Consider the following 23,718-nt stretch of genomic DNA (forward strand, 5'->3'; position numbering starts at 1 on the left):
CAGCCTGTCAATGGGTGTTCGTCCGGGCACCTACGGACACTCACACAACGGAAGGCACTCTCATGTCGGCTCGTCCCATCTGCCCCATCAGTGAGGCACAGGAGTATCTCGGCGGCATTAGCCGCTCGGCGCTCTACGAACTCATCGACCGCGGATCGGTCGAACGGGTTCACATTGGCAAGCGCGCGTTCGTCACCCGCGACAGCATGGATCGGTATGTCGCGTCTCTGGCCGGTGCGGTGTGACCGCGCGCAGCGAGCAAGAGACGACGATCACGTACCTGCGGGACGATGACGCCGTTAGTGTCTACACCTCATCCCTCCCCGTTCTTCGCCGCTTCAGAAAGCTGTCAAGCACGCAGGAATTTGTCCGGGAGGTACGCGGCGGCACGGACTGGGCAGAGTTCACTATCGCCGCCGAGAACTTCCGGCTATTCACTGCGGTTCGCGCGAAGCGGAAGATATCAGCGGCCGAACGCGCGAGGCGGTCGGAACGGATGCGGCGGATGCGCAACGAGGTTTCCGCATGAGCGCTGGGCGTCCCGGTGGTGGCTGATGGGGTTCAAACTCGCCGACTGGGCCTATGGCCTCGACCTCCCTAGCACGCAGAAGGTCGTTCTCGTGGCGCTGTGTCATCGAGCGACTGACAAGACTCACGAGACATTCGTCGGCCAAGAGACTGTCGCCCAGATGATCGGACAGACGCGCCGCTCGGTAACGGCTGCGATGGGACATCTCGAAGCGTCGGGCATCATCAGCCGCGAGCGTCGATACAACAAGCGCGGGTCGCGCACGTCAGACCGAATCGTGATCAACACCTATGTGAAGAACGTTCCTACAGGTCAGGTGAACGACGTTCACGTGCATGACGTTCACCTAGGCGAGTCCAATGTGCAAATGACGTCGAGGTTAGGTGAACGACGTTCGCAGCAAGAAGAACTTCGTTCTTCCTATCAGTCAGTGATCACTCAGTCTGGGCAGATCTCCTTCGAAGAGTTCTGGTTGGTCTGGCCAAGGCATGAGGGGAAGAAGGATGCGCAGACGGCTTGGCGCAAGGCCCTCAAGCGCGCCCCCGCAAATGAGATCCTCACCGCAGCTCGGGCTCTAGCTGCGTCAAATCCCGAACCGAGATTCGTTACGTCTGCGGCGAAGTGGCTAGACGGCGATCGATGGAATGACGAGCCGCCAGTGTGCGCGAGCGCTGCGACCGCATCGGAGCAATCTCCGATCGGTCACGAATGGATGGGCTTTGCGAGGTAGCAACACGTTCATCGATCGATGCGCGTGATCGAGAGAGGAAAAGAAATGACGAACACCAGCGAGGTCCGGCCGATCGATCGGGCACGAGCACGCGCCGCGGCGCTGGCGGTAGCGACCGGCGACGGCATGATGCTCACGAACGCCGTCGCCGACGCTGCCGACGATCCAGAACCGCTCGCGATCCATTTGATGATCGCGGCTCTCGCGGAGGACGCGGTTTCGATCGCGATCGACGCGGCGGGCAACAGCGGGGTGGAGGATCCGCCCGCAGCCGTGGTCGAGGGGCTTCGGCGGGCGCTCGCGGCATCCGCCGCTGCCGCAGATACCGACGACAAAGATCGCAAATGAGCGGCTACCCTTTCGAGCGTCTGGGCGCCGAACCACCGGCGTATCTGCGGGACTTGCGCGGAACTCTTCCGGCAGCGGCTGAGGTCGCGCACCTTCGGCACATCGCCGTCGCCGACTGGATCGCTCGCCATTCGCTGGACGTCGCCGTGGAGGATCTACTCGCCCGGATCGCTGTCGTCGGTGCGGACGTCGCGACCGCCGAAGCACTCACCGGGAGTCTTCCCCGGCGCGCCGATGTCTCGGATCACGGTGATGTCTGAAGCGGGTGTTAAGGTCGTGCGCAGCAGGTGCGGGAATCCGTTGCTCTGTCGGAAGGCCAGCCCGTTGGGGTCCGTCTTCACGGCGGAGGCAGCCACCTACCGCACGGCACCCGGATCGTTCGCTGAATCCGTCGATGCCCCGCGCTGAGTGTGGGAGTTGCGTCGGCCACCTAAGCCCGTTCCTGGCTCCCCATTCAGGCGCGGTCGTCCCGTGATTCGTTCCGGTGCGGCGCATCTTCCGAGAGGAACCGATCGTCATGACGATCAAGGAACAGATCAAGGCGGAACTCGATAAGGCACAGGCGATCGCGGCAGCCGCGGACGCTGCAAAGCGAGACCTCAACCCCGATGAGATCCAGAGGGTCGAGGGGCACCTGAGAACCGTCAAAGTCCTCCAGGGCCAGCTAGCCGAATCCGAATCGCCTAACGCTCGTGCCCTCGCTGATTTCCTGGCGGGAGGCCGACCCCCAGCAAACGAAGGCTCGGCCTCGAAGTCGCCCGTCGGGTCGAAGGCTGCGATGGCGGCCGCATGGGCAAAGGATGCCGCCGAAGCCGTGCAGAAGGCGATGGGCAGAGGCGCGGACGGTTCGAAGGCTCTCGTGAGCGGGACGGTTGACGTTCCGTCGATCGTCGGCCACGTCGCGGAGATTGTCGGCCGCCCGGTGTCGGTGCTTGATCTGATCAAGAAGCCGTCCAGTCCGGCGCGAGGCGATGGCAACGCCTTCAGCTACCTCCGGCAGACCGCGAGAACGAACAACGCCACGGCCGTTCCCGACGGCGGAGCAAAGCCGACGTCGGTCTACTCGTTCACGGATGTCGAGAGCAAGTTCTCTGTGTACGCGGCACTTAGCGAATCTCTGCCGCTGCGGTACCTGTCCGACTTCAACGGCCTCGTGGACATCCTCAAGAGTCAGCTCGCTGCAGGTGTGCTCGAAGCGATCGAGGCAGACATCCTGGCTGGCCCAGGAACCGGCGACCGATTCACCGGTGTGCTCAACACGTCCGGCATCCAGACGCAGGCTGCCGTGACCGGCGACATCCTGACCACGCTCAGCAACGCCCGCTACAAGGCGCTGACCGCGTTCCAGACACCCACGGCGTGGGTGCTCAACCCGGCAGACGCGCAGAAACTGGAGCTGCTGCGAGAGTCGGGCACGACCGGTGCGTTCATGTTCCGAAACGGGCTCGCTGACGCCGAGAAGTTCCTCGGCGACTACCCCATCGTGCAGACCGTGCTCATGCCCGCAGGGACCGCGCTGCTCGGCGACTGGGATCAGGTCGAGCTGCTGGTGCGTGAAGGCAACCATATCGACGTCGACACCGCCGGGACACTGTTCACCACGAACAGCTTCGTCGCCCGCGCTGAAGGTCGGTTCGGGCTGAAGGTGGGGCGCCCGCTTGCGTTCGTGAGGGTGACGCTTCCGGCCTGATGATCGTTCGTGCCTCCTACCTGAGTCGCATCTGTTCCGGAGACACGGCGAAACGGGGTCATCTGACCTCGGGGCGGGGAGTCGGCTCGGGACAGCCGCCTCTCCGCCAACTCTTCAGGCTCTCCCAATCTAGGTTTGGCTCATGTGGCGCGAGGCGGCGAAAGTGGCTCTGACTGGCGAGAATGCAGAGACAGCCATCTGGGCTGTCGAGTCGAAGCTGCTCCTGGAGAGGATCGGCGTACCGCCACGAGAAATCTCGGCAGGCATCCGGGAAGCGTGCTGGTGGATCGCCAGCCTCGATGACCTGATCACGTACGGCATCCCAGAGCCGGGCAGGACGTCGTACAAACAAGCGCGCAATGCCGACGAACGCGGACGAGTTGTTGCCGGAATCAAGTGGGTGCGACACCGGCACTCCCACCAGCTCGCAGCGGGCACGACAAGGGAGGGCGACCTGCGCCCATTCATAGGAGAGACGGGCGGTCCACCGTTCTTCATCTCCCGATCCTGGCGCTGGCACACGGTCGAGCAGATGAACCTCACCGACGACGAACTCAAGCTCAGCGCGCGGCTGCAACCAGCGTACGAACGCTACGTAGCTCGACACCCCGTTCAAACAACCATCAGGGACGCGCTCGCATGGTTCTACTACCTGCGCGACTCCGACTCATGACCCGCGAGGGTATAGGGGTCCAAATCACTGCACCTGAACGACAAGCCCCAATCCGCCGGGTGTGGTTTTCCCCCTCGGAAAGTATGAATGCCGCGGCGTCACGTCACGACAACTCTCGTGAGGTAGCGAATGGCTAAGTCACCTGCCCAGCGGTCTGCGGAGTACCGGGCGCGACGTCGTGCAGAGCGTGACGCGGTGTCGGCCGCATCGCGGGCGGATGCCGCCGCGAATGCGAGCACTCAGATGCGCGACGCTTTGGAAGTGTCGCTCGCGTCGATGACCTGGCTGGCGGCTTCCGATGGTGCCGCGGTCGCTCTGGCGCGTCAGGTGGCGGAGATGATCGATCATGCGGGGTACCGCGGCGACGATCGCGCGTTCCTGGCTGCGTCAGGACTTATGAGCCGACTCCTGGATGGGTTGGCAGCGTCACCGGTGAGACGGACGCAGTATGAGCTACGTTCCCGGCGTCTGGCGCCGGTGGATTCGTCTCCGCCGTTGCCTGCCAATCCCCCGGCGAACGTGTCACGGTTTCAGCGCCCGCCGAAGACTCTGTGACGGCGTAGCGCCTAACCGTCAGCGAATTGTCGCGGAATCCACTACCCGCGCCGCATGTACCCTGCCGGTACAAGCGTATGGACCGCATCCGATCCAATGGGCGCGCGGAGAAAAGCCCTGGGTGTGGGCATGGACTTCATGGCAGGACGCGCCAGCGTCGCGTGTCGCCTGGCGTGGCCTCGGGCTGGAACGATCGAGTAGTGATCTTCGAGTAGGAGGCGATAGATGGAAGACACAAGTGTCGTCCTGTGGCGGAACGCAGTCACTCGGAGGGAACAGTGATCTGAGCCGTTCGCGGTGACCCTATCGATCTGTCGGTGTGTCGGAGTACGCTAGTCACGCCGGTGAAAAGAGGTCCAGGGGACCTCTTCCCCTAGCGGGGATAGCCGGCGCTTCTCGTTACCGGCCCCACGGCGTGAACGTCGACTGAAGGCTTGGCCGCACGGACTCTTCGAACCACGCGCCCCCCTTGCCGACGAGGTAGCGGTGCGTGCCCCAAAGGCCATAGTCGGCGACTTGTAAACCCCAGGAAGTCGACGCGTCCCATACACACAGAGTCACTCTTCGGTTTAGCTGATCACAGACGTCTCGGATAGCTTCGCGTGCCCTGCTCGCCCGTTCATTTGTCCCGAAGCTCCCGGCAATGATGATCACTCTGTCATTTGGATTGGAGGTCTGACGTATGACCTCCTTGATGTGCAGGAACCAGGCGAGCTTGTAGAGGTACATCTGCCCCCTGTCGCGGACGCTCGCGTAGGCGTTCGACTTGAGAAGGAAGGTCGTATCGAAGCGCGGCGACAGTTCACGAATCACGGCAAATACCTCGTTGCGTGTAGCAACGCTGTCGTCCTTGGCATGGAACCCGCGCGGCACTTGTAGTCCGTGCGCAGCCAGCCGCGTCCGGAGCTCATGGCCACGCCAGATGGCGTCGCCGTGTTCGTCGCGGAACATGGCTGTACCGAAGCCGAAGAAGCCGGATTCGTTCCCGGTGGGATGCTGCGCGTAATCGAGATTTCCAGTCTCATCCGCGTATAGATAGATCACGGCCACCGTCGCATCCTAGCCAAGCGCTTGCGACGGGCGTTGCGCCACTGCCGTCCTACCGGGACCGGGTGCAGCCAAGCGATGGGGCTTTACCTTCAGGGAAACTCCCGTCGCAGCGTGGCCAAGACGTCACCGAATGCTTCGCGGATGTTCCCTCTGCCAAAGCGGATGTATTGGATGCCGTCCAGGTTGCTTAGATTCTCCACGCCATCTTCGAGGAGGATGATCGCCCGAGAGAAGCCCAGACGTCCCTGGAAAAGACCCGCCTCATGCACCACGTTTTGGCGTGCACGGTACCCACCGTCCGCTTGCTCGTCCTCCGCGGTCATCACGAGGAAGGCGATGTTGGCTTCGGCGAGCATGTCTTCCAAGATGTCGCGGATCGCGTGTCCGGCCCGCGCTCCGGACTCGTAGGCTTCAACTTCGTAGTTGTGCTGGTGCGAGAGATGATCTCTCAAGTCTCGCCATTGGCCACTGCGGCCGTGGCCGATGAAGACGCGAGGGGCCGAGGGCTTCGGCTCTGGGGGCGAGATGGTCAGGCCTGGGGCGGCTTCTTGGAGGACTTGATGCACTCGTTGGATAACAACCCGCGACGGGTGGTAAACCTCCGCCGTCACGCCGTTGGGGTCCTGCCAGACTTTTACCTCGCCGCGGCCTTGCCAGTTCAACGGACTTGGGACCCGAATTCCAAAGCTGGCCGACCTCACCGACGGATTCGCAAACTCCACGAAAAATTCATCGGGATCGTCAAACGTCCAGCGCTCACGGCCTTGCATCACCGTCAACATGAAGTACTCCGCCGAAGGGGGTTCCTCTTCCGCATCGGCTTCGGCCGCAGGATAGGACCCAAGAAGGGCGGCGACAACGCTCTTCAGTGTGGCCACATCTAGCCGCATGAACGGAAAGCCGACTGTCTTCTCCACGCGACCACCATACTGAGGCCCTTACCCGTACCCCTCGGATGTACCCCAACCAGCATCTGGCCGTGTCGGTCCGCAGGTGTCCGCATGCGGGGAGAATCCGCCAAATCAACGGGAAGCGTACACGTGCGAACCACCCTGGATACGATTCCGATCCTTCACACGGAAGAGGTCATCAGTTCGAGTCTGGTATCGCCCACCACATCCTCTCCTCACTTCGGTGCGGAGAACCGCCATCCGTACCTCGTACGGAGCGCCTCGGCGACCGTCGTGAAGCGCGTGAGATCCAGCGCAGCCGCCTCGCGCCTCATCCCGCGATCGTGGACCGTGTACAGCTGCTCGATGTCGACCCACGAGGCGCGGCCGCGACTGTCCCACTCCCCTGCTCCGAGCGGCAGGAAGTCGCGGTCTCCGTCGTGTGCCTTGCTGGTGAGGCGAACGGCGTAGACCCGATCGGGCGCGGCACGGCCGATGACGAGGACGGGGCGATCCTTTCCTCGTCCGTCGTTCTCGACGTACGGGACCCAGGTCCACACGATCTCCCCGGCGTCCGGCGCGCCGTCGGCATCCGGGCGGTACTCGATGATGAGGTCGCGCGGCGGGCGGATGACCGCCTGCGTCGCGGTCGTCGACCCGGAGGTCCCTCCGTCACCGAGCCGAGTGGATCGAGATCCGCGGCGGCCCGCTCCGACGAGCGCCGCGAGGGAACCGAGGAGACCGCGCATTCGCACCATGCCGCCAACATACGCGGAGGGCGCCGCGCTCTCGCGCGACGCCCTCCGGTTTCAGCGGTGTGTTGCTCAGCCGCGCGTGTCGGTGAGGACGTAGCCCTCCTCGCCGTGCACGACGGTGTCGATGCCGGCGACCTCGTCCTCGTTCTTCACGCGGAAGCCGATCGTCTTCTGGATGGCGAAGCCGATGATCCAGGCCAGCGCGAAGGAGTAGGCCAGGACCGCGAAGGCGGCGATCGCCTGCACCAGCAGCTGCGTGCCGTCACCACCCATGAACAGGCCGGTGCCGTTGGCGAAGAAGCCGATGTACAGCGTGCCGACGAGGCCACCCACCAGGTGGATGCCCACGACGTCCAGCGAGTCGTCGAAGCCCCAGGCGTACTTCAGCTCGATGGCCAGGGCGCAGACGACACCGGCGATGATGCCGAGGAGGATCGCCCAGATCGGGTCGAGCGATGCACAGGCCGGCGTGATGGCGACAAGACCGGCCACCGCACCCGATGCGGCGCCGACCGAGGTGGGCTTGCCGTCCTTGATCTTCTCCACGACGAGCCAGGCGAGCAGGGCCGCGGCCGGAGCAGCGATGGTGTTGACGAACGCGAGCGCAGCGACACCGTCGGCGGCGAGCTCGGAGCCGGCGTTGAAGCCGAACCAGCCGAACCACAGCAGACCGGCGCCGAGAAGGACGAACGGCGGGTTGTGGGGAACGTGCACGCCCTTCTGGAAGCCGACGCGCTTTCCGAGCACCAGCGCGAGGGCCAGAGCTGCGGCACCGGCGTTGATGTGGACCGCGGTTCCACCGGCGAAGTCGATCGCGCCGACCCCGAAGGTCTCCTGCAGGCCGTAGGTGATCCAGCCGCCGTAGGCGAAGCTGCCGTCCTCGGCGAGGCCGAAGTTGAACACCCAGCTGGCAACCGGGAAGTAGACGATCGTCGCCCAGAGGCCTGCGAAGATCAGCCAGGCGCCGAACTTGGCACGGTCGGCGATCGCGCCGGAGACCAGCGCGACGGTCAGGATCGCGAACGTTGCCTGGAAGGCGACGAACGCGAGCGGCGGGTAGGCGGCGCCCTCGGGCACCTCGAGAAGGCTCGTCAGACCGAGTGCCGACCAGTCGATCGACCAGGGGGCGACCAGTCCCTCAGCGCCCGGGAACGCGATCGCGTATCCGTAGAGCACCCAGAGGACGCCGATGAGTCCGAGCGAGCCGAAGCTGAGCATCATCATGCTGATGACGCTCTTGGCCTTCACCAGTCCGCCGTAGAAGAACGCCAGCCCTGGCGTCATCAGCAGGACGAGTGCGGCCGCGATGAGCATGAATGCGGTATTGCCTTGATCCATCTCTCAGGAGAACCTCTCTGCAGGGACGCAGGATGTAGCGTCGGGTGGCCTCCAGTGTGCTGACCCGCGGTTTCGAGAGGCATGCGCCCCGTGTTTCCTGTCGGTTACGCGCGTGGCCCGCAGGTAAACATCAGATTTCCGGATGCCGCGAAGCGACCTCGACCGCCCTGCGAAACGGCTCGGCACGCGTGGCGGAGCCGAGCATCGGTGTTCAGGCGAGCGTGGAGGCGATCAGACGCGAGGTCGCGCGCAGGTACTTCTTGCGGTATCCCCCACTGAGCATCTCTTCGGGGAACACTTGGTCCAGCGACAGCCCGGTGGCGCGGATCGGCAGCTGGGCGTCGTACACCCGGTCGATGAAGGCGACGAAGCGGAGCGCCGCCGACTGATCCTCGAATGCGCGCACATCCCGCATCCCGACCATGTCGACGCCGTCGATGAGACGGATGTAGCGCGAGGGGTGCACGCGCGCGAGGTGGGCGATGAGGTCGTCGAACGCGTCGTCGGAGACGAGCGATCCGGTGGCCGCATCGGCGACAGCGCGGGCGTAGTCGGCGTCGTCGAGGGTGACGGCGTGACCGTCGAGCGAACGATGCCGGTAGTCGGTGCCGTCGATGCGGATGGTCTCGAAGTTCGCCGCCATGGCGTGGATCTCGCGGAGGAAGTCCTGTGCGGCGAAACGGCCCTCGCCGAGGGCGTTCGGCGGGGTGTTGGAGGTTGCGGCGAGCTTGGTGCCTCCGGCGACGAGCTCGCCGAGGAGCCGGGTCATCACCATCGTGTCGCCCGGATCGTCGAGCTCGAACTCGTCGATGCACATCAGATCGGTGCCACGGAACAGCTCGACGGTCTTCTGGTAGCCGAGTGCGCCGACCAGCGCGGTGTACTCGATGAACGAGCCGAAGTACTTCCGTCGCGCCGGCATCGCGTGATAGACGGCGGCGAGGAGGTGGGTCTTGCCGACACCGAATCCGCCGTCGAGGTACACGCCCGGCTTGGTCTCGGGCTGCTTCTTCGCCCGCCGGAAGAATCCGCCGCGCTCGGGAGCGGGTCCCCCGCCGGCGAAGGTCACCAGGTAGTCCTTGGCCTCCTGCTGCGAGGGGTACTGCGAGTCGGCGCGGTAGGAGTCGAAGGTCGCCGAGGCGAACTGCGGCGGCGGCGTCAGCGCGGCGACCATGTCGGCACCGGAGATCTGCGAGTCGCGCGACGTGAGGTGGATGACACCGGTTCCGGTGCGGGTTGCGGTCATGAGCGTCCTGTGTCGCCGTCTTACGGAAGGGTGGAACCGAGGGTGCGGCGCAGCGCAGCGGATCCTAGGCTCGAGGGGACGGTTACACCCTACGCCGTCCACCCGTCTCCCCCGACACCCCGAGGAGTGTGCCCCGTGCCCGTGGAATTCGACACGACATCGCCCAAATTCGCCGAGTACGCCGACCCCGGGCGTCTCGTCACGGGCGCCTGGCTCGAGGAACGTCTGGGCACTCCGGGCCTGGTGGTCGTCGAGTCCGATGAGGACGTGCTGCTGTACGAGACCGGCCACATCCCCGGCGCGGTGAAGGTCGACTGGCACACCGAGCTGAACGACCCCGTGGTGCGCGACTACGTCGACGGCGAGGGGTTCGCAGAACTGCTCAGCCGCAAGGGCATCTCCCGCGACGACACGGTCGTCATCTACGGAGACAAGAACAACTGGTGGGCCGCATACGCGCTGTGGGTGTTCTCGCTGTTCGGGCACGAGGACGTCCGCCTTCTCGACGGCGGCCGCGACAAATGGATCGCCGAGGGCCGTCCCCTCACGACCGAGCCCGCCTCGCCCGCCCCGACGGAGTACCCCGTCGTGACCCGCGACGACACCGCGCTCCGGGCCTACAAAGAGGACGTGCTCGCCCACCTCGGCCACCCGCTCATCGACGTCCGCTCCCCGGAGGAGTACAACGGCACCCGTACGACCGCCCCGGCCTACCCCGAGGAGGGCGCATTGCGCGCCGGCCACATCCCCAGCGCGAAGAACGTGCCGTGGGCACGCGCCGTCGCCGAGGACGGCGGGTTCAAGCCCCGGGCCGAGCTCGAGAAGATCTACCGGGACGAGATCGGACTCACCGACGGCGAGCCGATCGTGGCCTACTGCCGTATCGGCGAGCGCTCCAGCCACACGTGGTTCGTCCTGCGTCATCTGCTCGGCTTCCGCGAGGTGCGCAACTACGACGGTTCGTGGACCGAGTGGGGGTCGGCGGTGCGCGTGCCGATCGTTGCGGGCGACGCACCGGGCGAGGTGCCCGCCCGCTCGTGAGCGACCCGGCCGGGCTCGCGGGAGCGTGGAAGGATGGTGGGGATGACCTCTCCCGCCACCTCCTCGGACGTCCCCGCCGCCCTGGCGGAGATCCGCGACGAGTTCCTCGAGCTTCCCGAGCCGGAGCGCCTCCAGCTGCTGTTGGAGTTCTCCCAGGAGCTTCCCGCGATCCCCGATGAGCTCGCCGATCATCCGGAACTGCTCGAACGCGTGGCGGAGTGCCAGTCTCCGGTCTTCATCATCGTCGAGGTCGACGCCGACGGTGTGGTGGCGATGCATGCGACCGCGCCGGCCGAAGCCCCGACGACGCGCGGGTTCGCGAGCATCCTCGTGCAGGGGCTGACGGGGCTGAGCGCCGACGAGGTCCTCGCCGTTCCCGATGACTATCCCCAGAGCATCGGCTTGACCCGCGCGGTCTCGCCCCTCCGCATCGCAGGAATGACCGGCATGCTCGGTCGGGCGAAACGGCAGGTGCGCGCCAAGAGCGCCGCCGCGGGATGACGGGAGCAGAGCCCGTGCACGCCACCGCACCGGCGGGTCGATGGGTGACCGAGGTCATCCCGACCTCTCTCGAACGCGTCGACACGACGACCGAGACCTCGGCGGAGTGGATGGCGCGGCGATACCGCCGCGCAGAGGAATCGTTCGTCCGACTGAACATGGTCACCACGCTCACCGGGTCGTCCGCGGGTGAGGACGGCTCGAGCACGTCGATCAGCTCCCGCGTGGACAGACTGATCCTCGGCGCGATCCGTCGCGAGGCCGACGTGGTCGTCGTGGGGGCCGAGACCGTCCGCGCCGAGGGCTCGATGTTGCCGAAAACCGCGAGGATGGCGATCGTGACGGCTTCGGGCGACCTCGGCGGCGGATCACTCCGACGGCGCGACGGTCTGGACGCGCCGCCCGCCCTGGTCCTGTGCCGCCCCGAACATGCGGCGCGAGTGGCTGCAGCGATCGGCGACGCGCCGGCCGACATCGTCGCCGTCGCCTCGTCCGACGCCGCGACACCGGACGACGCCGCGCGACTGCACCCCGCCGACATCGTGCGGGCGCTGCGCGAGCGGGGGCTCGCGCGCATCGTCTGCGAAGGCGGCGCGGGCCTGGCAACGCAGTTCGTCGCGTCGGGGGTCGTCGACGAGGTCTGCGTCACCGTCTCGCCGCTCCTCGCGCCGGTGCACCATCCCTTCCTCTCCCTCACCGCGTCGGTGACGGCGGAGGTGACGGGGATGCTGGTCGACGACGCCGGCTTCAGCTATCGGCGTCTGGCGATCCGCCGCTGAGCTCCGACGCGCCGTCCGCCCCGTCTTCGGGCCGGACGCTGTCGAGGTCGCGGCTCAGATCATGACGCCCGAGCCACGATCGGATGGCCGTGCTCCAGCGCTCCTGGTCGTAGTTCCAGAGCTTGGTGTGCCGCGCGACGTCGAAGACGATGAGTTCGACCAGGTCCGGCCGCGCCACCACGAGATCGTGCGAGGCGTCGGAGGGCACGAACCCGTCGTCGTCGCTGTGCAGGATGAGGATCGGATGCCGCAGTTCGCTCGCTCGCGCCACCACGTCCAGCTGATCGAAGGGGATCGGCCCGCCGGTGCGGGTCAGGGGCGTCGTCCACTCGCTGGCGAGCGCCCCGAGGGCGAGGCCCGTCACGGGGGCGGGCAGGCCCATCAGCTTCGCCTGGTAGGTGAGCACGATCCGCCAATCGATGACGGGCGACTCGAGGATCAGGCCGGCGATCACCTGCCGGTGGGGGGAGTTCAGCGAGACCTGCAGTGCGATCGCCCCGCCCATCGACCACCCCATGAGGATGATGCGCTGGGCGCCCCGGCGGCGGGCGAACCCCACGGCGGCGTCGACGTCGCGCCACTCGGTGGCCCCGAGCGCGTAGGTTCCCGTTCGGCTGCGAGGCGCCTCGCCGTCGTTGCGGTACGAGACGACGAGGGAGGTGATTCCGAGCGCGTGGAACACCGGCACCGCGCGGAGGCACTCCGAGCGGGTGGTGCCGCGTCCATGGATCTGGATGACCCAGGTCTCGGGCATCTCTCCGGACGCCTCAGCGGGGAAGAGCCACGCGGGGCACGGACCGACGCCTGAGCCGATGAGCTCGGCGGAGAACGGCAGGTGCAGCTCTTCCGGGCGCTCGTAGTACCACCCGCTGAACGCGGCGTCGGGGGCGACCCCCGCTCCGGGCGGAACGTGCGTGAGGAGCTTGCGGCGGACGCTGAGGGCGTCTTCGTCCAGCACCGAGCCGAGCTTGAGATAGCCGGTGTCGCCGCCGGTGATCAGTCCGTAGCGGCCCGGCAGCACGGTGTCGTCGGTGCGCGAGAGCGTGATGGTCTGCGCAGCGGGATCGACGGCGAGGATGCGGGTGTCGGCGACGCGCGCGGCCGGGGTCACCACCCGACGGGCGACCCGGACCGAGACGATCCCGAGCACACCCGCGGCGGCGGCGAGTGCAGCGCTGAGGATCGCGGCGGCGGCCCTCACTCCCCGTGCGAAGCCGGGTGTGGCCCCGGTGGGTGCGGCGCGCCTGGAGTCGACCATCGAGCGATCACTCTAGTCTGTCCGCGTGGCTGACCAAGGATCCCCCGCGGCGACGGCGTTCACCCGCGCTGCGGAGGCCGTGCGCGCGACGTCGTTCCGAGAGGACTTCGCCGTGCGCGAGATCCCCGCGCCCGCGGGCCTCGCGCCCGACGCGATCGCGCTCGCCGGCGATGTGCGCCCGGAGGATGACGGCGTGGACTCGCCGTACGGAACGGGCCGCTTCATTCTGCTCCACGACGAATCCGAGCCGGCGGCATGGGGGGGCGCGTGGCGGGTCGTCTGCTTCGCGCAGGCGCCCCTCGAGCCCGACATCGGTGTCGATCCGCTGCTCGCGGACGTCGCCTGGTCGTGGCTGATCGACGCGCTCGACTCCCGTCACGCGGCGTATCACTCGGCGTCGGGAACGGCGACCAAGACACTTTCCAAGGGCTTCGGATCGCTCGCCGACGAGGGGGACGGCGCCCAGATCGAGCTTCGCGCATCGTGGTCGCCGGACGGCGACATGACCGGACATGTGGAAGCCTGGAGCGAATTGGTCTGCATGCTCGCCGGGCTCCCGCCGGGGTCGGAGGGCATTGCGGTCTTCGGTCCCCGGAGGACGATGCGTGGCTGAGTACACCGTGATCGCCGACGAGGCGTCGTTCGCGCGCGCCGTCTCGACGCTCCGCGACGCCGACGGCCCGGTCGCCGTCGACGTGGAGCGGGCCTCGGGCTTCCGCTACTCCCAGCGCGCGTACCTCATCCAGGTCTTTCGCCGTGGCGCCGGAGTCCACCTGTTCGACCCGCCCGTCCTGGAGGACTTCTCACCGCTGCAGGAGGCGATCGGCAGCGCCGAGTGGGTGCTGCACGCCGCCAGCCAGGATCTGCCCTCGCTGCGCGAACGGGGGCTCGAACCGACCGAGATGTTCGACACCGAGCTCGCGGCGCGACTTCTGGGGCACGAGCGCGTCGGCCTCGGCGCCGTCGTCGAGGACACCCTCGGCATCAGCCTGGCCAAGGCCCACAGCGCCGCGGACTGGTCGACCCGGCCTCTCCCCGACTCGTGGCTGGAGTACGCCGCCCTCGATGTCGTCCACCTCATCGACGTCCGAGACGCCCTCGCCGCGGAGCTGGCGGAGCAGGGCAAGACCGAGTTCGCCCGACAGGAGTTCGCCGCTGTGCTCGCCCGCGAGCCCAAGCCGTCGCGCGACGATCCGTGGCGGCGCCTCAGCGGGCTGCACACCGTTCGCGGACGCCGGGCGCTCGCTGTCGCCCGCGCCCTCTGGACGGCCCGCGAGGAGTATGCCCGCGAGCAGGATGTCGCACCCGGGCGGCTCGTCCCGGATCGGGCGCTCGTCGCCGCCATCCGTGCCGATCCGGCCTCCAAGCACGAGCTGGCCGGCGTCAAGGACTTCACCGGGCGGGCCAGCCGCAGTCAGCTCGACCGCTGGTGGAACGCCATCCAGGAGGGTCGCGCGACGACGGACCTCCCGCCCGACCGACTGCCGAGCACCGACACCATCCCGCCCCCGCGCGCGTGGCCCGACCGCAATCCCGCGGCCGACGCCCGGCTGAAGGCCGCCCGCCCGGTCGTGGAGGCGCGGGCCGCCGAGCTGTCGATGCCGACCGAGAACCTGCTGACCCCCGAGCTCCTGCGCCGCGTCGCGTGGTCGCCGCCCGCGGAGGTCACTGCCGAGCGGATCGGGGAGTCCCTGGCATCCCTCGGAGCACGAGCCTGGCAGATTGACCAGACTGCACAGATCATCGCCGATGCCTTTGTGGAATCCGTGCAAAGCGCCGCAATGCCCCCGGAGAGCACTTCGTAGGTTGCGCCCAACCGATTCCGCGCGGTTTCGGGGGCCCTCCTACGCTCGCAGCATCCCTGATCTTTGGAGGCTTAAGTGGCCGAGCTTTCGGACGTCTTCTTCGTCGACGGTATGCGTACCCCCTTCGGGCGCGCCGGCGAGAAGGGCATGTACTGGAACACCCGGGCTGATGATCTCGCCGTGAAGGCGACCATCGGGCTCATGGAACGCAATCCTTCGGTGCCGAAGGACCGCATCGACGACGTCGCCATCGCGGCGACATCACAGACCGGCGACCAGGGCCTCACCCTCGGTCGCAGCGTCGCCCTCCTCGCGGGTCTCCCCCAGACCGTCCCGGGCCTGGCGATCGACCGGATGTGCGCCGGCGCGATGACGAGCGTCACCACGATGGGCGCGTCCATCGGCGTCGGGATGTACGACCTTGCCCTCGCCGGCGGTGTCGAGCACATGGGTCACCACCCCATCGGCGGCAACGCCGACCCGAATCCCCGCTTCGTCGCGGAGAAGATGGTCGACCCCGGGGCCCTGAACATGGGCGTGACTGCGGAGCGGATCTTCGACCGGTTCCCGCACCTGACCAAGGAGCGCTCGGACCGCTACGGCATGCTGAGCCAGCACAAGGTGCAGGCCGCCTACGACGCCGGGAAGATCCAGTCCGACCTGGTGCCGGTGGCCATCAAGGGCGCCGACGGCGCCTGGGGTCTCGCGACCGAGGACGAAGGCCGGCGCCCGCAGACGACCATGGCTGACCTCGCTGGGCTGAAGACTCCGTTCCGCCCCCACGGGCGCGTCACGGCAGGCACTTCGTCGCCCCTCACCGACGGCGCGACCATGTCGCTCCTCGCCGGCGGCGCGGCGGTGAAGGAGCTCGGGCTCCGCCCCAAGATGCGGATGGTCTCGTTCGGCTTCGCCGGAGTCCAGCCCGAGATCATGGGCATCGGTCCGATCCCCTCCACCGAGAAGGCCCTCTCCCGGGCCGGGCTGAAGATCGACGACATCGGGCTGTTCGAACTCAACGAGGCCTTCGCGATCCAGGTCATCTCCTTCCTCGATCACTTCGGGATCGCCGACGACGACCCGCGCGTCAACCCCTGGGGCGGGGCGATCGCCTTCGGGCACCCGCTGGCCGCGTCGGGCGTCCGCCTGATGATCCAGCTCGCCGCCCAGTTCGCCGAGCGTCCCGATGTCCGCTACGGCCTGATCGCCATGTGCGTCGGGCTCGGGCAGGGCGGTTCCGTCATCTGGGAGAACCCCCACTACGACGGCAAGAAGCGCAAGTAAGGGCAGGCAGCGATGACCGACTACACCGAGATCGATTTCTCCCCTCTGTCCGCCCTGTCCGGCGACGAGGTCGTCACGCACTCCCCCGTCAGCGACATCCGCCTGCCATCCGGCATGGTCCTCGCCCTCATCACCCTCGACAACGGTCGCGATCACACCCGCCCGAACACGCTCGGACCGGCGACGCTGACCGAGCTCGGCGCGACACTCGACACGCTGCAGAAGAGAGCGGATGCCGGCGAGATCGACGCCGTCGGGATCACCGGCAAGCAGTACATCCTGGCCGCCGGCGCCGACCTCAGCGACATCACGAAGGTGGATTCGCGAGACACCGCTCGCCTGGTGGCCCAGCTCGGTCACCATGTGCTGGGTCGGCTCTCCGATCTCGGGGTCCCCTCGTTCGCCTTCGTCAACGGCCTCGCCCTGGGCGGCGGACTCGAGATCGCTCTGAACTCGACGTACCGCACCGTCGACGCGTCGGCCGCCGCGATCGCGCTCCCCGAGGTGTTCCTGGGGATCATCCCGGGCTGGGGCGGCGCCTACCTGCTGCCGAATCTCATCGGCATCGAGAACGCACTCGAGGTCGTGATCTCCAACCCGCTCAAGCAGAACCGGATGCTCAAGCCCCAGCAGGCGTTCGACTACGGGATCGTGGACGCGATCTTCCCGGCGGCGAACTTCCTGGAGGATTCGCTGCGCTGGGCCGACGCGGTCCTCGGCGGTCGCAAGGTCGAGCGCAAGAACGAGCCGGGCAAGATCGAGCGGCTGACCAAGTGGCCGATCGCGATCAAGATGGCGCGGGGCATGCTCGAATCCAAGATCGGCACCGTTCCGCGATCGCCGTATGTCGCTCTCGATCTGCTCGACAAGGCAAAGTCGGGCACGAAGGCCGATGGATTCGCCCGTGAGGACGAAGCCCTCGCCGACCTCGTCGTGGGCGATCAGTTCGCCGCGTCGATGTACGCGTTCGACCTGGTCCAGAAGCGCGCCAAGCGGCCGGTCGGCGCACCCGACAAGGCACTGGCGAAGAAGGTGACCAAGGTCGGAGTCATCGGCGCCGGCCTCATGGCGAGCCAGTTCGCGCTGCTGTTCGTCCGCAAGCTCCAGGTGCCCGTCCTCATCACCGACCTCGACCAGGCACGCGTCGACAAGGGCGTGGCCTACATCCACGACGAGATCGGCAAGCTCGAAGCCAAGGGGCGCCTGGACGCCGACACCGCCAACCGGCTGCGGGCACTGGTGACCGGGACGACGGACAAGACCCTGTACGCGGACTGCGACTTCGTGATCGAGGCGGTCTTCGAAGAGGTCGGCGTCAAGCAGGCCGTCTTCGCCGAGATCGAGGCGGTCGTCGCCGAGGATGCGATCCTCGCGACCAACACCTCGTCGCTGTCGGTCGAGGAGATCGGCGCCACTCTGGCCCACCCCGAGCGGCTCGTCGGATTCCACTTCTTCAATCCGGTCGCCGTCATGCCGCTCATCGAGGTGGTGACGACCCCGAAGACCTCGGAGGCGGCCTTGTCGACCGCCTTCGTCGTCGCCAAGGGCCTCGGGAAGAACGCCGTGCTCACGGCGGATGCACCCGGGTTCGTCGTGAACCGGCTTCTGGCGAAGGTCATGGGCGAGGCCGCCCGCGCGGTCTACGAGGGGACCCCCGTCGCCGAGGTCGAGAAGGCCTTTGCGCCGCTCGGACTCCCCATGGGTCCGTTCCAGCTGATCGACCTCGTGGGATGGAAGGTCGCCGCGCACGTGCAGGACACAATGGTCCGGGCCTTTCCGAATCGCTTCTACGCGAACGAGAACTTCCACGCCCTGGCGGAGCTCTCCGAGGTCGTCGAGAAAGACAAGTCGGGCCGGGTCACCGGGTTCACCAAAGCGGCCGAGAAGGTGCTGAAGGGACAGGTCGGCGACAGCCCCGCCTCGGCGGAGACGATCCTCGCGCGGGTGCAGGACGGCCTCGCACAGGAGATCCGCATCATGCTCGACGAGAAGGTCGTTCCGGCGGTCGAGGACATCGATCTCTGCCTGATCCTCGGCGCGGGGTGGCCCTTCATCGACGGCGGCGCCTCTCCGTACCTGGACCGTGAGGGAGCGTCGGAACGGGTCTTCGGAGACACGTTCCACCACCCGCCCATCCGCGGCGTGGCCTCGCGCGGCTGACCGTCGTACGGCGTGTAAGAAGGCCCCCAGCCGACGGCTGGGGGCCTTCTTACACGCGAGCGGGTCAGCTGTCGGCGTCGGAGAGGCGAGCCGGCTCGGCCAGCCACACGGAGGAGTCGTCGCCGCTCGGACGCGCGACGGGGATACGCGTGCCGAGAACCTGCGAAACGACGTCCTGAGCGATCTTGGCCGCCGTGAGGCCGGCATCCTCCAGGATCTGGTCACGGCTGGCGTGATCGATGAACTCGTCCGGAAGCCCGAGCTCGTCCACGGCGGTGTCGACGCCCGACTCGCGCAGCACCTGCCGGACGCGCGTGCCGATCCCGCCGACGCGGATGCCGTCCTCGATCGTGATCACGAGGCGGTGCGAGGCGGCGAGGTCGATGATGGAGGGTTGCACGGGGATCGCCCAGCGCGGGTCGATGACGGTGGCGCCGATGCCCTGCGCGCGCAGCCGATCGGCGACATCCATCGCCAGGTGGGCCATGGGTCCGATACCGATGATGAGGACGTCCTGCGCATCGGAGCGGGCGAGGACGTCCACGCCATCGGCGAGGCGCTCGATCGCCGGCAGATCGGGACTGACGTCCCCCTTCGGGAATCGGATGACGGTGGGCGCGTCCTCCACCTGCACCGCCTCACGGAACTCCTCGCGCAGTCGCTCCGCGTCCCGCGGTGCGGCGATGCGGATGTGCGGCACGATCTGCAGCATGGCGAGGTCCCACATGCCGTGGTGGCTGGGGCCGTCGGGTCCCGTCACGCCGGCGCGATCGAGGACGAACGTGACGCCGGCGCGGTGCAGCGCGACATCCATCATCACCTGGTCGAAGGCGCGGTTCATGAACGTCGCGTAGATGGCCACCACCGGGTGCAGGCCGCCGAAGGCGAGTCCTGCCGCGGAGGCGGCGGCGTGCTGCTCGGCGATGCCGACGTCGTAGACCCGCTCGGGGAATCGCTGCGCGAAGGGCAGCATCCCGGTCGGGCGGAGCATCGCGGCCGTCATCCCGATGATCTCGGGACGCTCCTCGCCGACGGCGACGAGCTCCTCGGCGAAGACGTCGGTCCACGCCGTTCCCGAACCGCCGCCCAGCGGTTCGCCCGTGACCGGGTCGATGCGGCCGACGGCATGGAACTGGTCGGCTTCGTCGTTGCGGGCCGGCTCGTAGCCGCGGCCCTTCTCGGTGATCGCATGCACGATGACCGGCGCCCCGTGCGACTTCGCCAGCTCCAGCGTCTCGATGAGCGCCTCGAGGTCGTGACCGTCGACGGGACCGAGGTACTTTATGTCGAGATTGGAATACAACGCCTCGTTGTTGATGAAGCGCGCGAGAAACCCGTGGGTTCCCCCCCGGACACCGCGATAGAGCGCGCGGGCGGCGGGCCCGAGGCGGCGGAAGAGATCGGCCGATCCACGGGCCAGGGTCTCGTAGCCCTCGGTCGTGCGAACCCGGTTGAGGAAGCGGGCCATTCCGCCAATGGTCGGTGCGTACGAGCGGCCGTTGTCGTTGACGATGATGACCAGGTTCCGGTCGTTGTCGTCGGTGATGTTGTTGAGCGCCTCCCAGGTCATCCCGCCGGTGAGGGAGCCGTCTCCGACGACGGCGACGACGTGGCGGTCACGACGACCGGTGCGACTGAGCGCCCGGGAGACGCCGTCGGCCCAGCTGAGCGAGCTCGACGCATGGGAGGACTCGACGACGTCGTGGACGCTCTCCGAGCGCTGCGGGTAACCCGCCAGGCCTCCCCGCGACCGCAGGCCTGAGAAGTTCTGACGCCCGGTCAGGAGCTTGTGCACATAGGACTGGTGCCCGGTGTCGAAGATCACGGGGTCGTGGGGTGAGTCGAACACCCGGTGCAGGGCGATCGTGAGCTCCACGGCGCCCAGGTTCGGACCGAGGTGGCCGCCCGTGCGGGAGACGTTGTCGACCAGGAACGCGCGGATCTCCGCGGCCAGTTCGTTGAGCTGCTCGATGCTGAGCCCGTCGAGGTCACGAGGGGTCGAGATCGTGTCGAGGATCGCCACCGGTCTCCTTTCGCCGGGCGATCCGTCGTCCCCGGACGAGGAGACGGATGCGCGTGGTGCGATTCTAGCGCCGCCCGGGATCGGCACGACGCGGAAGCGCCCGACCGGATTCGATGCCGGCCGGGCGCTTTCCGAGCGACTCAGACCAGGGATCGGAGCACGTACTGCAGGATGCCGCCGTTGCGGTAGTAATCCGCCTCACCGGGGGTGTCGATGCGCACGACGGCGTCGAACTGCACCGCGGCCGCGCCCGGCGCGGAGGCGTCCGTCGGCTCGGCCGTGACCCGCACGGTCTTCGGCGTGGATCCGCTGTTGAGCTCTTCGATGCCGGTGATCGTGAACGTCTCGGTGCCGTCGAGGCCCAGCGAGGATGCGGACTCCCCCGCCGGGAACTGCAGCGGGATGACGCCCATGCCGATCAGGTTGGAGCGGTGGATGCGCTCGTAGCTCTCCGCGATGACCGCCCGCACGCCCAGCAGGCGCGTTCCCTTGGCCGCCCAGTCGCGCGACGAGCCCGAGCCGTACTCCTTGCCGGCGAGGATCACCAGCGGCACCCCGGCCTGCTGGTAGTTCTCCGACGCGTCGTAGATGAAGGACTGCGGGGCGCCCTCCTGGGTGAAGTCGCGGGTGAAGCCCCCCTCGACGCCGTCCAGGAGCTGGTTGCGCAGCCGGATGTTCGCGAACGTGCCGCGGATCATCACCTCGTGGTTCCCGCGGCGCGAGCCGTAGGAGTTGAAGTCCTTCTTGTCCACGCCGTGCGACTGCAGGTACTGGCCCGCGGGGCTGTCGGCCTTGATCGATCCGGCCGGCGAGATGTGGTCGGTGGTGACCGAGTCGCCGAGCTTCGCGAGCACGCGGGCCCCGGCGATGTCGCTGACCGGATCGGGCTGAAGCGTCATGCCGTCGAAGTACGGGGGCTTGCGCACGTAGGTCGAGGAGTCGTCCCACTCGAAGGTCGCCCCGGTGGGCGTCGGAAGGGAGCGCCACCGGTCGTCGCCCTCGAACACGGCGCCATACTGCTTGGTGAACATGTCGGTCGAGATCGACGAGTCGATGGTCTGCTGCACCTCGGCGGGGCTCGGCCAGATGTCCTTGAGGAACACGTCGTTGCCCTGGCTGTCCTTGCCCAGCGGGTCGGTCTCGAAGTCGAAGTTCATCGAGCCGGCCAGCGCGTAGGCGATCACGAGCGGCGGGCTGGCGAGGTAGTTCATCTTCACATCGGGGTTGATGCGACCCTCGAAGTTGCGGTTGCCCGACAGCACGGCGGTGACGGCGAGGTCGTTGTCGTTGACCGCAGCCGAGACCTCCTCGATGAGCGGACCGGAGTTGCCGATGCACGTGGTGCACCCGTAGCCGACGGTGTAGAAGCCCAGCGCCTCGAGGTCGTCGGTCAGTCCCGCCTTCTCGTAGTAGTCGGTGACGACCTTCGACCCCGGCGCCATCGTCGTCTTCACCCACGGCTTGGCCTTCAGACCCTTCTGGGCGGCGTTCCGCGCGAGGAGGCCGGCGGCCAGCATCACCGAGGGGTTGGAGGTGTTCGTGCACGAGGTGATGGCGGCGATGGTGACGGCGCCGTGGTCCAGCATGTACGAGGTGCCGTCCGCGGTCGTCACCGGCGTCGGCTTCGACACTGCCGACGGTGCGTGGCTGCGGTGGTCGGCGGCCACGACGCGGTCGGAGAGGTTCTCGTCGTCGGGGGTGAAGCCGACCGGATCGGATGCCGGGAAAGTCCCCTCCACGGCCTCGTCGACCCGGGTCTCGGGTCCGGCCTCGGCGTAGTCGAGGACATCCTTCTCGAACTGGGTCTTGGCCGCGGTCAGCTCGATGCGGTCCTGCGGGCGCTTGGGTCCGGCGATCGAGGGGACGACCGTGCCGAGGTCGAGTTCGAGGTACTCGCTGAACACCGGCTCGCGCGACGGGTCGTGCCAGAGGGTCTGCGCCTTGGAGTACTGCTCGACCAGTGCGAGTTGCTCGTCGGAGCGGCCGGTCAGACGCAGATAGTCGACCGTGACGTCGTCGATCGGGAAGATGGCGGCGGTGGAGCCGAACTCGGGGCTCATGTTGCCGATGGTGGCGCGGTTGGCCAGCGGGACGGACGCGACGCCGTCGCCATAGAACTCGACGAACTTGCCGACCACGCCGTGCTTGCGCAGCAGGTCGGTGATCGTGAGGACGACGTCGGTCGCGGTGACCCCGGCGGGGATGGTGCCGGTGAGCTTGAACCCCACGACCTTCGGGATGAGCATCGACACGGGCTGTCCGAGCATGGCCGCCTCGGCCTCGATGCCGCCGACGCCCCAGCCGAGCACGCCCAGGCCGTTGACCATGGTGGTGTGCGAGTCGGTGCCCACGCACGTGTCGGGATAGGCGCGGAGACTTCCCCCGACGGTGCGGGTGTAGGTCACCTTCGCCAGGTGCTCGATGTTCACCTGGTGGACGATGCCGGTGCCGGGAGGAACGACCTTGAAATCGTCGAAGGCGGTCTGGCCCCAGCGGAGGAACTGGTAGCGCTCGCCGTTGCGCTCGTACTCGATCTCGACATTGCGCTCGAACGCGTCGGGGCGGCCGAACAGGTCGGCGATGACCGAGTGGTCGATGACCAGCTCTGCAGGGGCGAGCGGGTTGATGCGGGTGGGGTCGCCGCCGAGGTCGGCGACGGCCTCGCGCATCGTGGCCAGGTCGACGATGCACGGGACGCCCGTGAAGTCCTGCATCACCACGCGGGCGGGGGTGAACTGGATCTCGGTGTCGGGTTCGGCGCTGGGGTCCCAGGAGCCGAGGGCCTCGATCTGCTGCTTGGTCACGTTCGCACCGTCTTCGGTGCGCAGCAGGTTCTCCAGCAGGACCTTGAGGCTGAACGGCAGCTTCTCGTATCCCGGCACCGCGTCGATGCGGAAGATCTCGTAGTCGGTGCTGCCGACCGTCAGGGTGCTCTTGGCACCGAAGCTGTCAACTGTGGACACGTGTGTCTCCTTCGTCGGCCGCGAGGACGCGAGCAGTCCCCGCATCCCCATCTTCGCTGGCCGTCGGTGTGGCGGCTAGCAAGGCGAGCCTTAGCCCGCGACG

22 protein-coding genes are annotated in these 23,718 nt (G+C 67.5%); 14 read left to right on the forward strand and 8 right to left on the reverse strand.

What is annotated here, in order from left to right; genetic code table 11:
• Positions 1–62 precede the first annotated feature (62 nt).
• From T9R20_RS09890 to T9R20_RS09920, 7 genes are all read left to right on the forward strand, one after another.
• Positions 63–245 (forward strand): helix-turn-helix domain-containing protein, encoded by a 183-nt coding sequence (locus T9R20_RS09890; RefSeq protein ID WP_322409148.1) that lies wholly within the window; start codon positions 63–65, stop codon positions 243–245.
• Entirely contained in the window at positions 242–529 is a 288-nt protein-coding gene (locus T9R20_RS09895) for a hypothetical protein (protein ID WP_322409149.1), read from the forward strand. Before T9R20_RS09890 ends, T9R20_RS09895 begins: the two co-directional genes overlap by 4 nt.
• A 25-nt stretch (positions 530–554) precedes the next feature.
• Complete coding sequence (locus T9R20_RS09900; protein ID WP_322409150.1) at positions 555–1,259, forward strand: helix-turn-helix domain-containing protein; 705 nt, start codon at positions 555–557, stop codon at positions 1,257–1,259.
• 18 nt (positions 1,260–1,277) lie between these two features.
• Positions 1,278–1,607 carry a hypothetical protein gene (locus tag T9R20_RS09905; RefSeq protein WP_322409151.1) on the forward strand — a complete coding sequence of 110 codons (330 nt, stop codon included), beginning with the start codon at positions 1,278–1,280 and terminating at the stop codon, positions 1,605–1,607.
• Positions 1,604–1,867 carry a hypothetical protein gene (locus tag T9R20_RS09910; RefSeq protein ID WP_322409152.1) on the forward strand — a complete coding sequence of 88 codons (264 nt, stop codon included), beginning with the start codon at positions 1,604–1,606 and terminating at the stop codon, positions 1,865–1,867. Before T9R20_RS09905 ends, T9R20_RS09910 begins: the two co-directional genes overlap by 4 nt.
• A gap of 257 nt (positions 1,868–2,124) precedes the next feature.
• Positions 2,125–3,297, forward strand: coding sequence for a phage major capsid protein (locus tag T9R20_RS09915; protein ID WP_322409153.1), 1,173 nt, complete (start codon positions 2,125–2,127; stop codon positions 3,295–3,297).
• A 142-nt stretch (positions 3,298–3,439) separates the two neighbouring features.
• Positions 3,440–3,970, forward strand: coding sequence for a hypothetical protein (locus T9R20_RS09920; protein ID WP_322409154.1), 531 nt, complete (start codon positions 3,440–3,442; stop codon positions 3,968–3,970).
• Between the two features lie 954 nt (positions 3,971–4,924).
• Here the strand turns inward: T9R20_RS09920 and T9R20_RS09925 are convergent.
• The 5 genes from T9R20_RS09925 to zapE all read right to left on the reverse strand — a co-directional run bounded on the left by T9R20_RS09925 (position 4,925) and on the right by zapE (position 9,804).
• Positions 4,925–5,575 (reverse strand): DUF3800 domain-containing protein, encoded by a 651-nt coding sequence (locus T9R20_RS09925; RefSeq protein ID WP_322409155.1) that lies wholly within the window; start codon positions 5,573–5,575, stop codon positions 4,925–4,927.
• An 89-nt stretch (positions 5,576–5,664) separates the two neighbouring features.
• On the reverse strand, positions 5,665–6,492 hold the full coding sequence (locus tag T9R20_RS09930) for a nucleotide-binding protein (protein ID WP_322409156.1): 828 nt from the start codon (positions 6,490–6,492) through the stop codon (positions 5,665–5,667).
• Positions 6,493–6,701: 209 nt separating this feature from the next.
• A complete protein-coding gene (locus T9R20_RS09935) occupies positions 6,702–7,223 on the reverse strand; it encodes a type II toxin-antitoxin system PemK/MazF family toxin (protein WP_322409157.1) in 522 nt (173 codons plus the stop codon).
• Positions 7,224–7,289: 66 nt separating this feature from the next.
• Positions 7,290–8,558: an ammonium transporter gene (locus T9R20_RS09940; protein WP_322409158.1), complete on the reverse strand. Its 1,269-nt coding sequence runs from the start codon at positions 8,556–8,558 to the stop codon at positions 7,290–7,292.
• Positions 8,559–8,769: 211 nt separating this feature from the next.
• Positions 8,770–9,804 (reverse strand): cell division protein ZapE, encoded by a 1,035-nt coding sequence (zapE, locus tag T9R20_RS09945; RefSeq protein WP_322409159.1) that lies wholly within the window; start codon positions 9,802–9,804, stop codon positions 8,770–8,772.
• Between the two features lie 135 nt (positions 9,805–9,939).
• Between zapE and T9R20_RS09950 the strand changes: the two genes are divergently transcribed.
• The 3 genes from T9R20_RS09950 to T9R20_RS09960 are packed head-to-tail and all read left to right on the forward strand — an operon-like array spanning position 9,940 to position 12,125.
• Positions 9,940–10,845 carry a sulfurtransferase gene (locus T9R20_RS09950; RefSeq protein ID WP_322409160.1) on the forward strand — a complete coding sequence of 302 codons (906 nt, stop codon included), beginning with the start codon at positions 9,940–9,942 and terminating at the stop codon, positions 10,843–10,845.
• A gap of 42 nt (positions 10,846–10,887) precedes the next feature.
• A complete protein-coding gene (locus tag T9R20_RS09955; RefSeq protein WP_322409161.1) occupies positions 10,888–11,346 on the forward strand; it encodes a SufE family protein in 459 nt (152 codons plus the stop codon).
• 14 nt (positions 11,347–11,360) lie between these two features.
• Positions 11,361–12,125: a dihydrofolate reductase family protein gene (locus tag T9R20_RS09960; RefSeq protein ID WP_322409162.1), complete on the forward strand. Its 765-nt coding sequence runs from the start codon at positions 11,361–11,363 to the stop codon at positions 12,123–12,125.
• Here T9R20_RS09960 and T9R20_RS09965 read toward each other — a convergent pair.
• Positions 12,094–13,383 (reverse strand): alpha/beta hydrolase family protein, encoded by a 1,290-nt coding sequence (locus tag T9R20_RS09965; RefSeq protein WP_322409163.1) that lies wholly within the window; start codon positions 13,381–13,383, stop codon positions 12,094–12,096. The genes T9R20_RS09960 and T9R20_RS09965 overlap by 32 nt on opposite strands.
• Before the next feature lie 25 nt (positions 13,384–13,408).
• Between T9R20_RS09965 and T9R20_RS09970 the strand changes: the two genes are divergently transcribed.
• The 4 genes from T9R20_RS09970 to T9R20_RS09985 all read left to right on the forward strand — a co-directional run bounded on the left by T9R20_RS09970 (position 13,409) and on the right by T9R20_RS09985 (position 18,629).
• On the forward strand, positions 13,409–13,996 hold the full coding sequence (locus T9R20_RS09970) for a DUF3000 domain-containing protein (RefSeq protein WP_322409164.1): 588 nt from the start codon (positions 13,409–13,411) through the stop codon (positions 13,994–13,996).
• Positions 13,989–15,188 (forward strand): ribonuclease D, encoded by a 1,200-nt coding sequence (locus tag T9R20_RS09975; RefSeq protein WP_322409165.1) that lies wholly within the window; start codon positions 13,989–13,991, stop codon positions 15,186–15,188. Before T9R20_RS09970 ends, T9R20_RS09975 begins: the two co-directional genes overlap by 8 nt.
• 75 nt (positions 15,189–15,263) lie before the next feature.
• The gene (locus T9R20_RS09980; protein ID WP_322409166.1) at positions 15,264–16,469 is read left to right on the forward strand and encodes a thiolase family protein; all 1,206 of its coding nucleotides are present in this window, start codon (positions 15,264–15,266) and stop codon (positions 16,467–16,469) included.
• Positions 16,470–16,481: 12 nt separating this feature from the next.
• Positions 16,482–18,629 carry a 3-hydroxyacyl-CoA dehydrogenase NAD-binding domain-containing protein gene (locus tag T9R20_RS09985; RefSeq protein ID WP_322409167.1) on the forward strand — a complete coding sequence of 716 codons (2,148 nt, stop codon included), beginning with the start codon at positions 16,482–16,484 and terminating at the stop codon, positions 18,627–18,629.
• A gap of 64 nt (positions 18,630–18,693) precedes the next feature.
• Here T9R20_RS09985 and dxs read toward each other — a convergent pair whose 3' ends face one another.
• Positions 18,694–20,652, reverse strand: coding sequence for a 1-deoxy-D-xylulose-5-phosphate synthase (gene dxs / locus T9R20_RS09990; protein WP_322409168.1), 1,959 nt, complete (start codon positions 20,650–20,652; stop codon positions 18,694–18,696).
• A 140-nt stretch (positions 20,653–20,792) separates the two neighbouring features.
• A complete protein-coding gene (locus T9R20_RS09995; RefSeq protein WP_322409169.1) occupies positions 20,793–23,615 on the reverse strand; it encodes an aconitate hydratase in 2,823 nt (940 codons plus the stop codon).
• Positions 23,616–23,718: the final 103 nt, after the last annotated feature.

The sequence above is a fragment of the Microbacterium invictum genome, assembly GCF_034421375.1.
GTDB classification, from domain to species: Bacteria; Actinomycetota; Actinomycetes; order Actinomycetales; family Microbacteriaceae; genus Microbacterium; species Microbacterium invictum_A.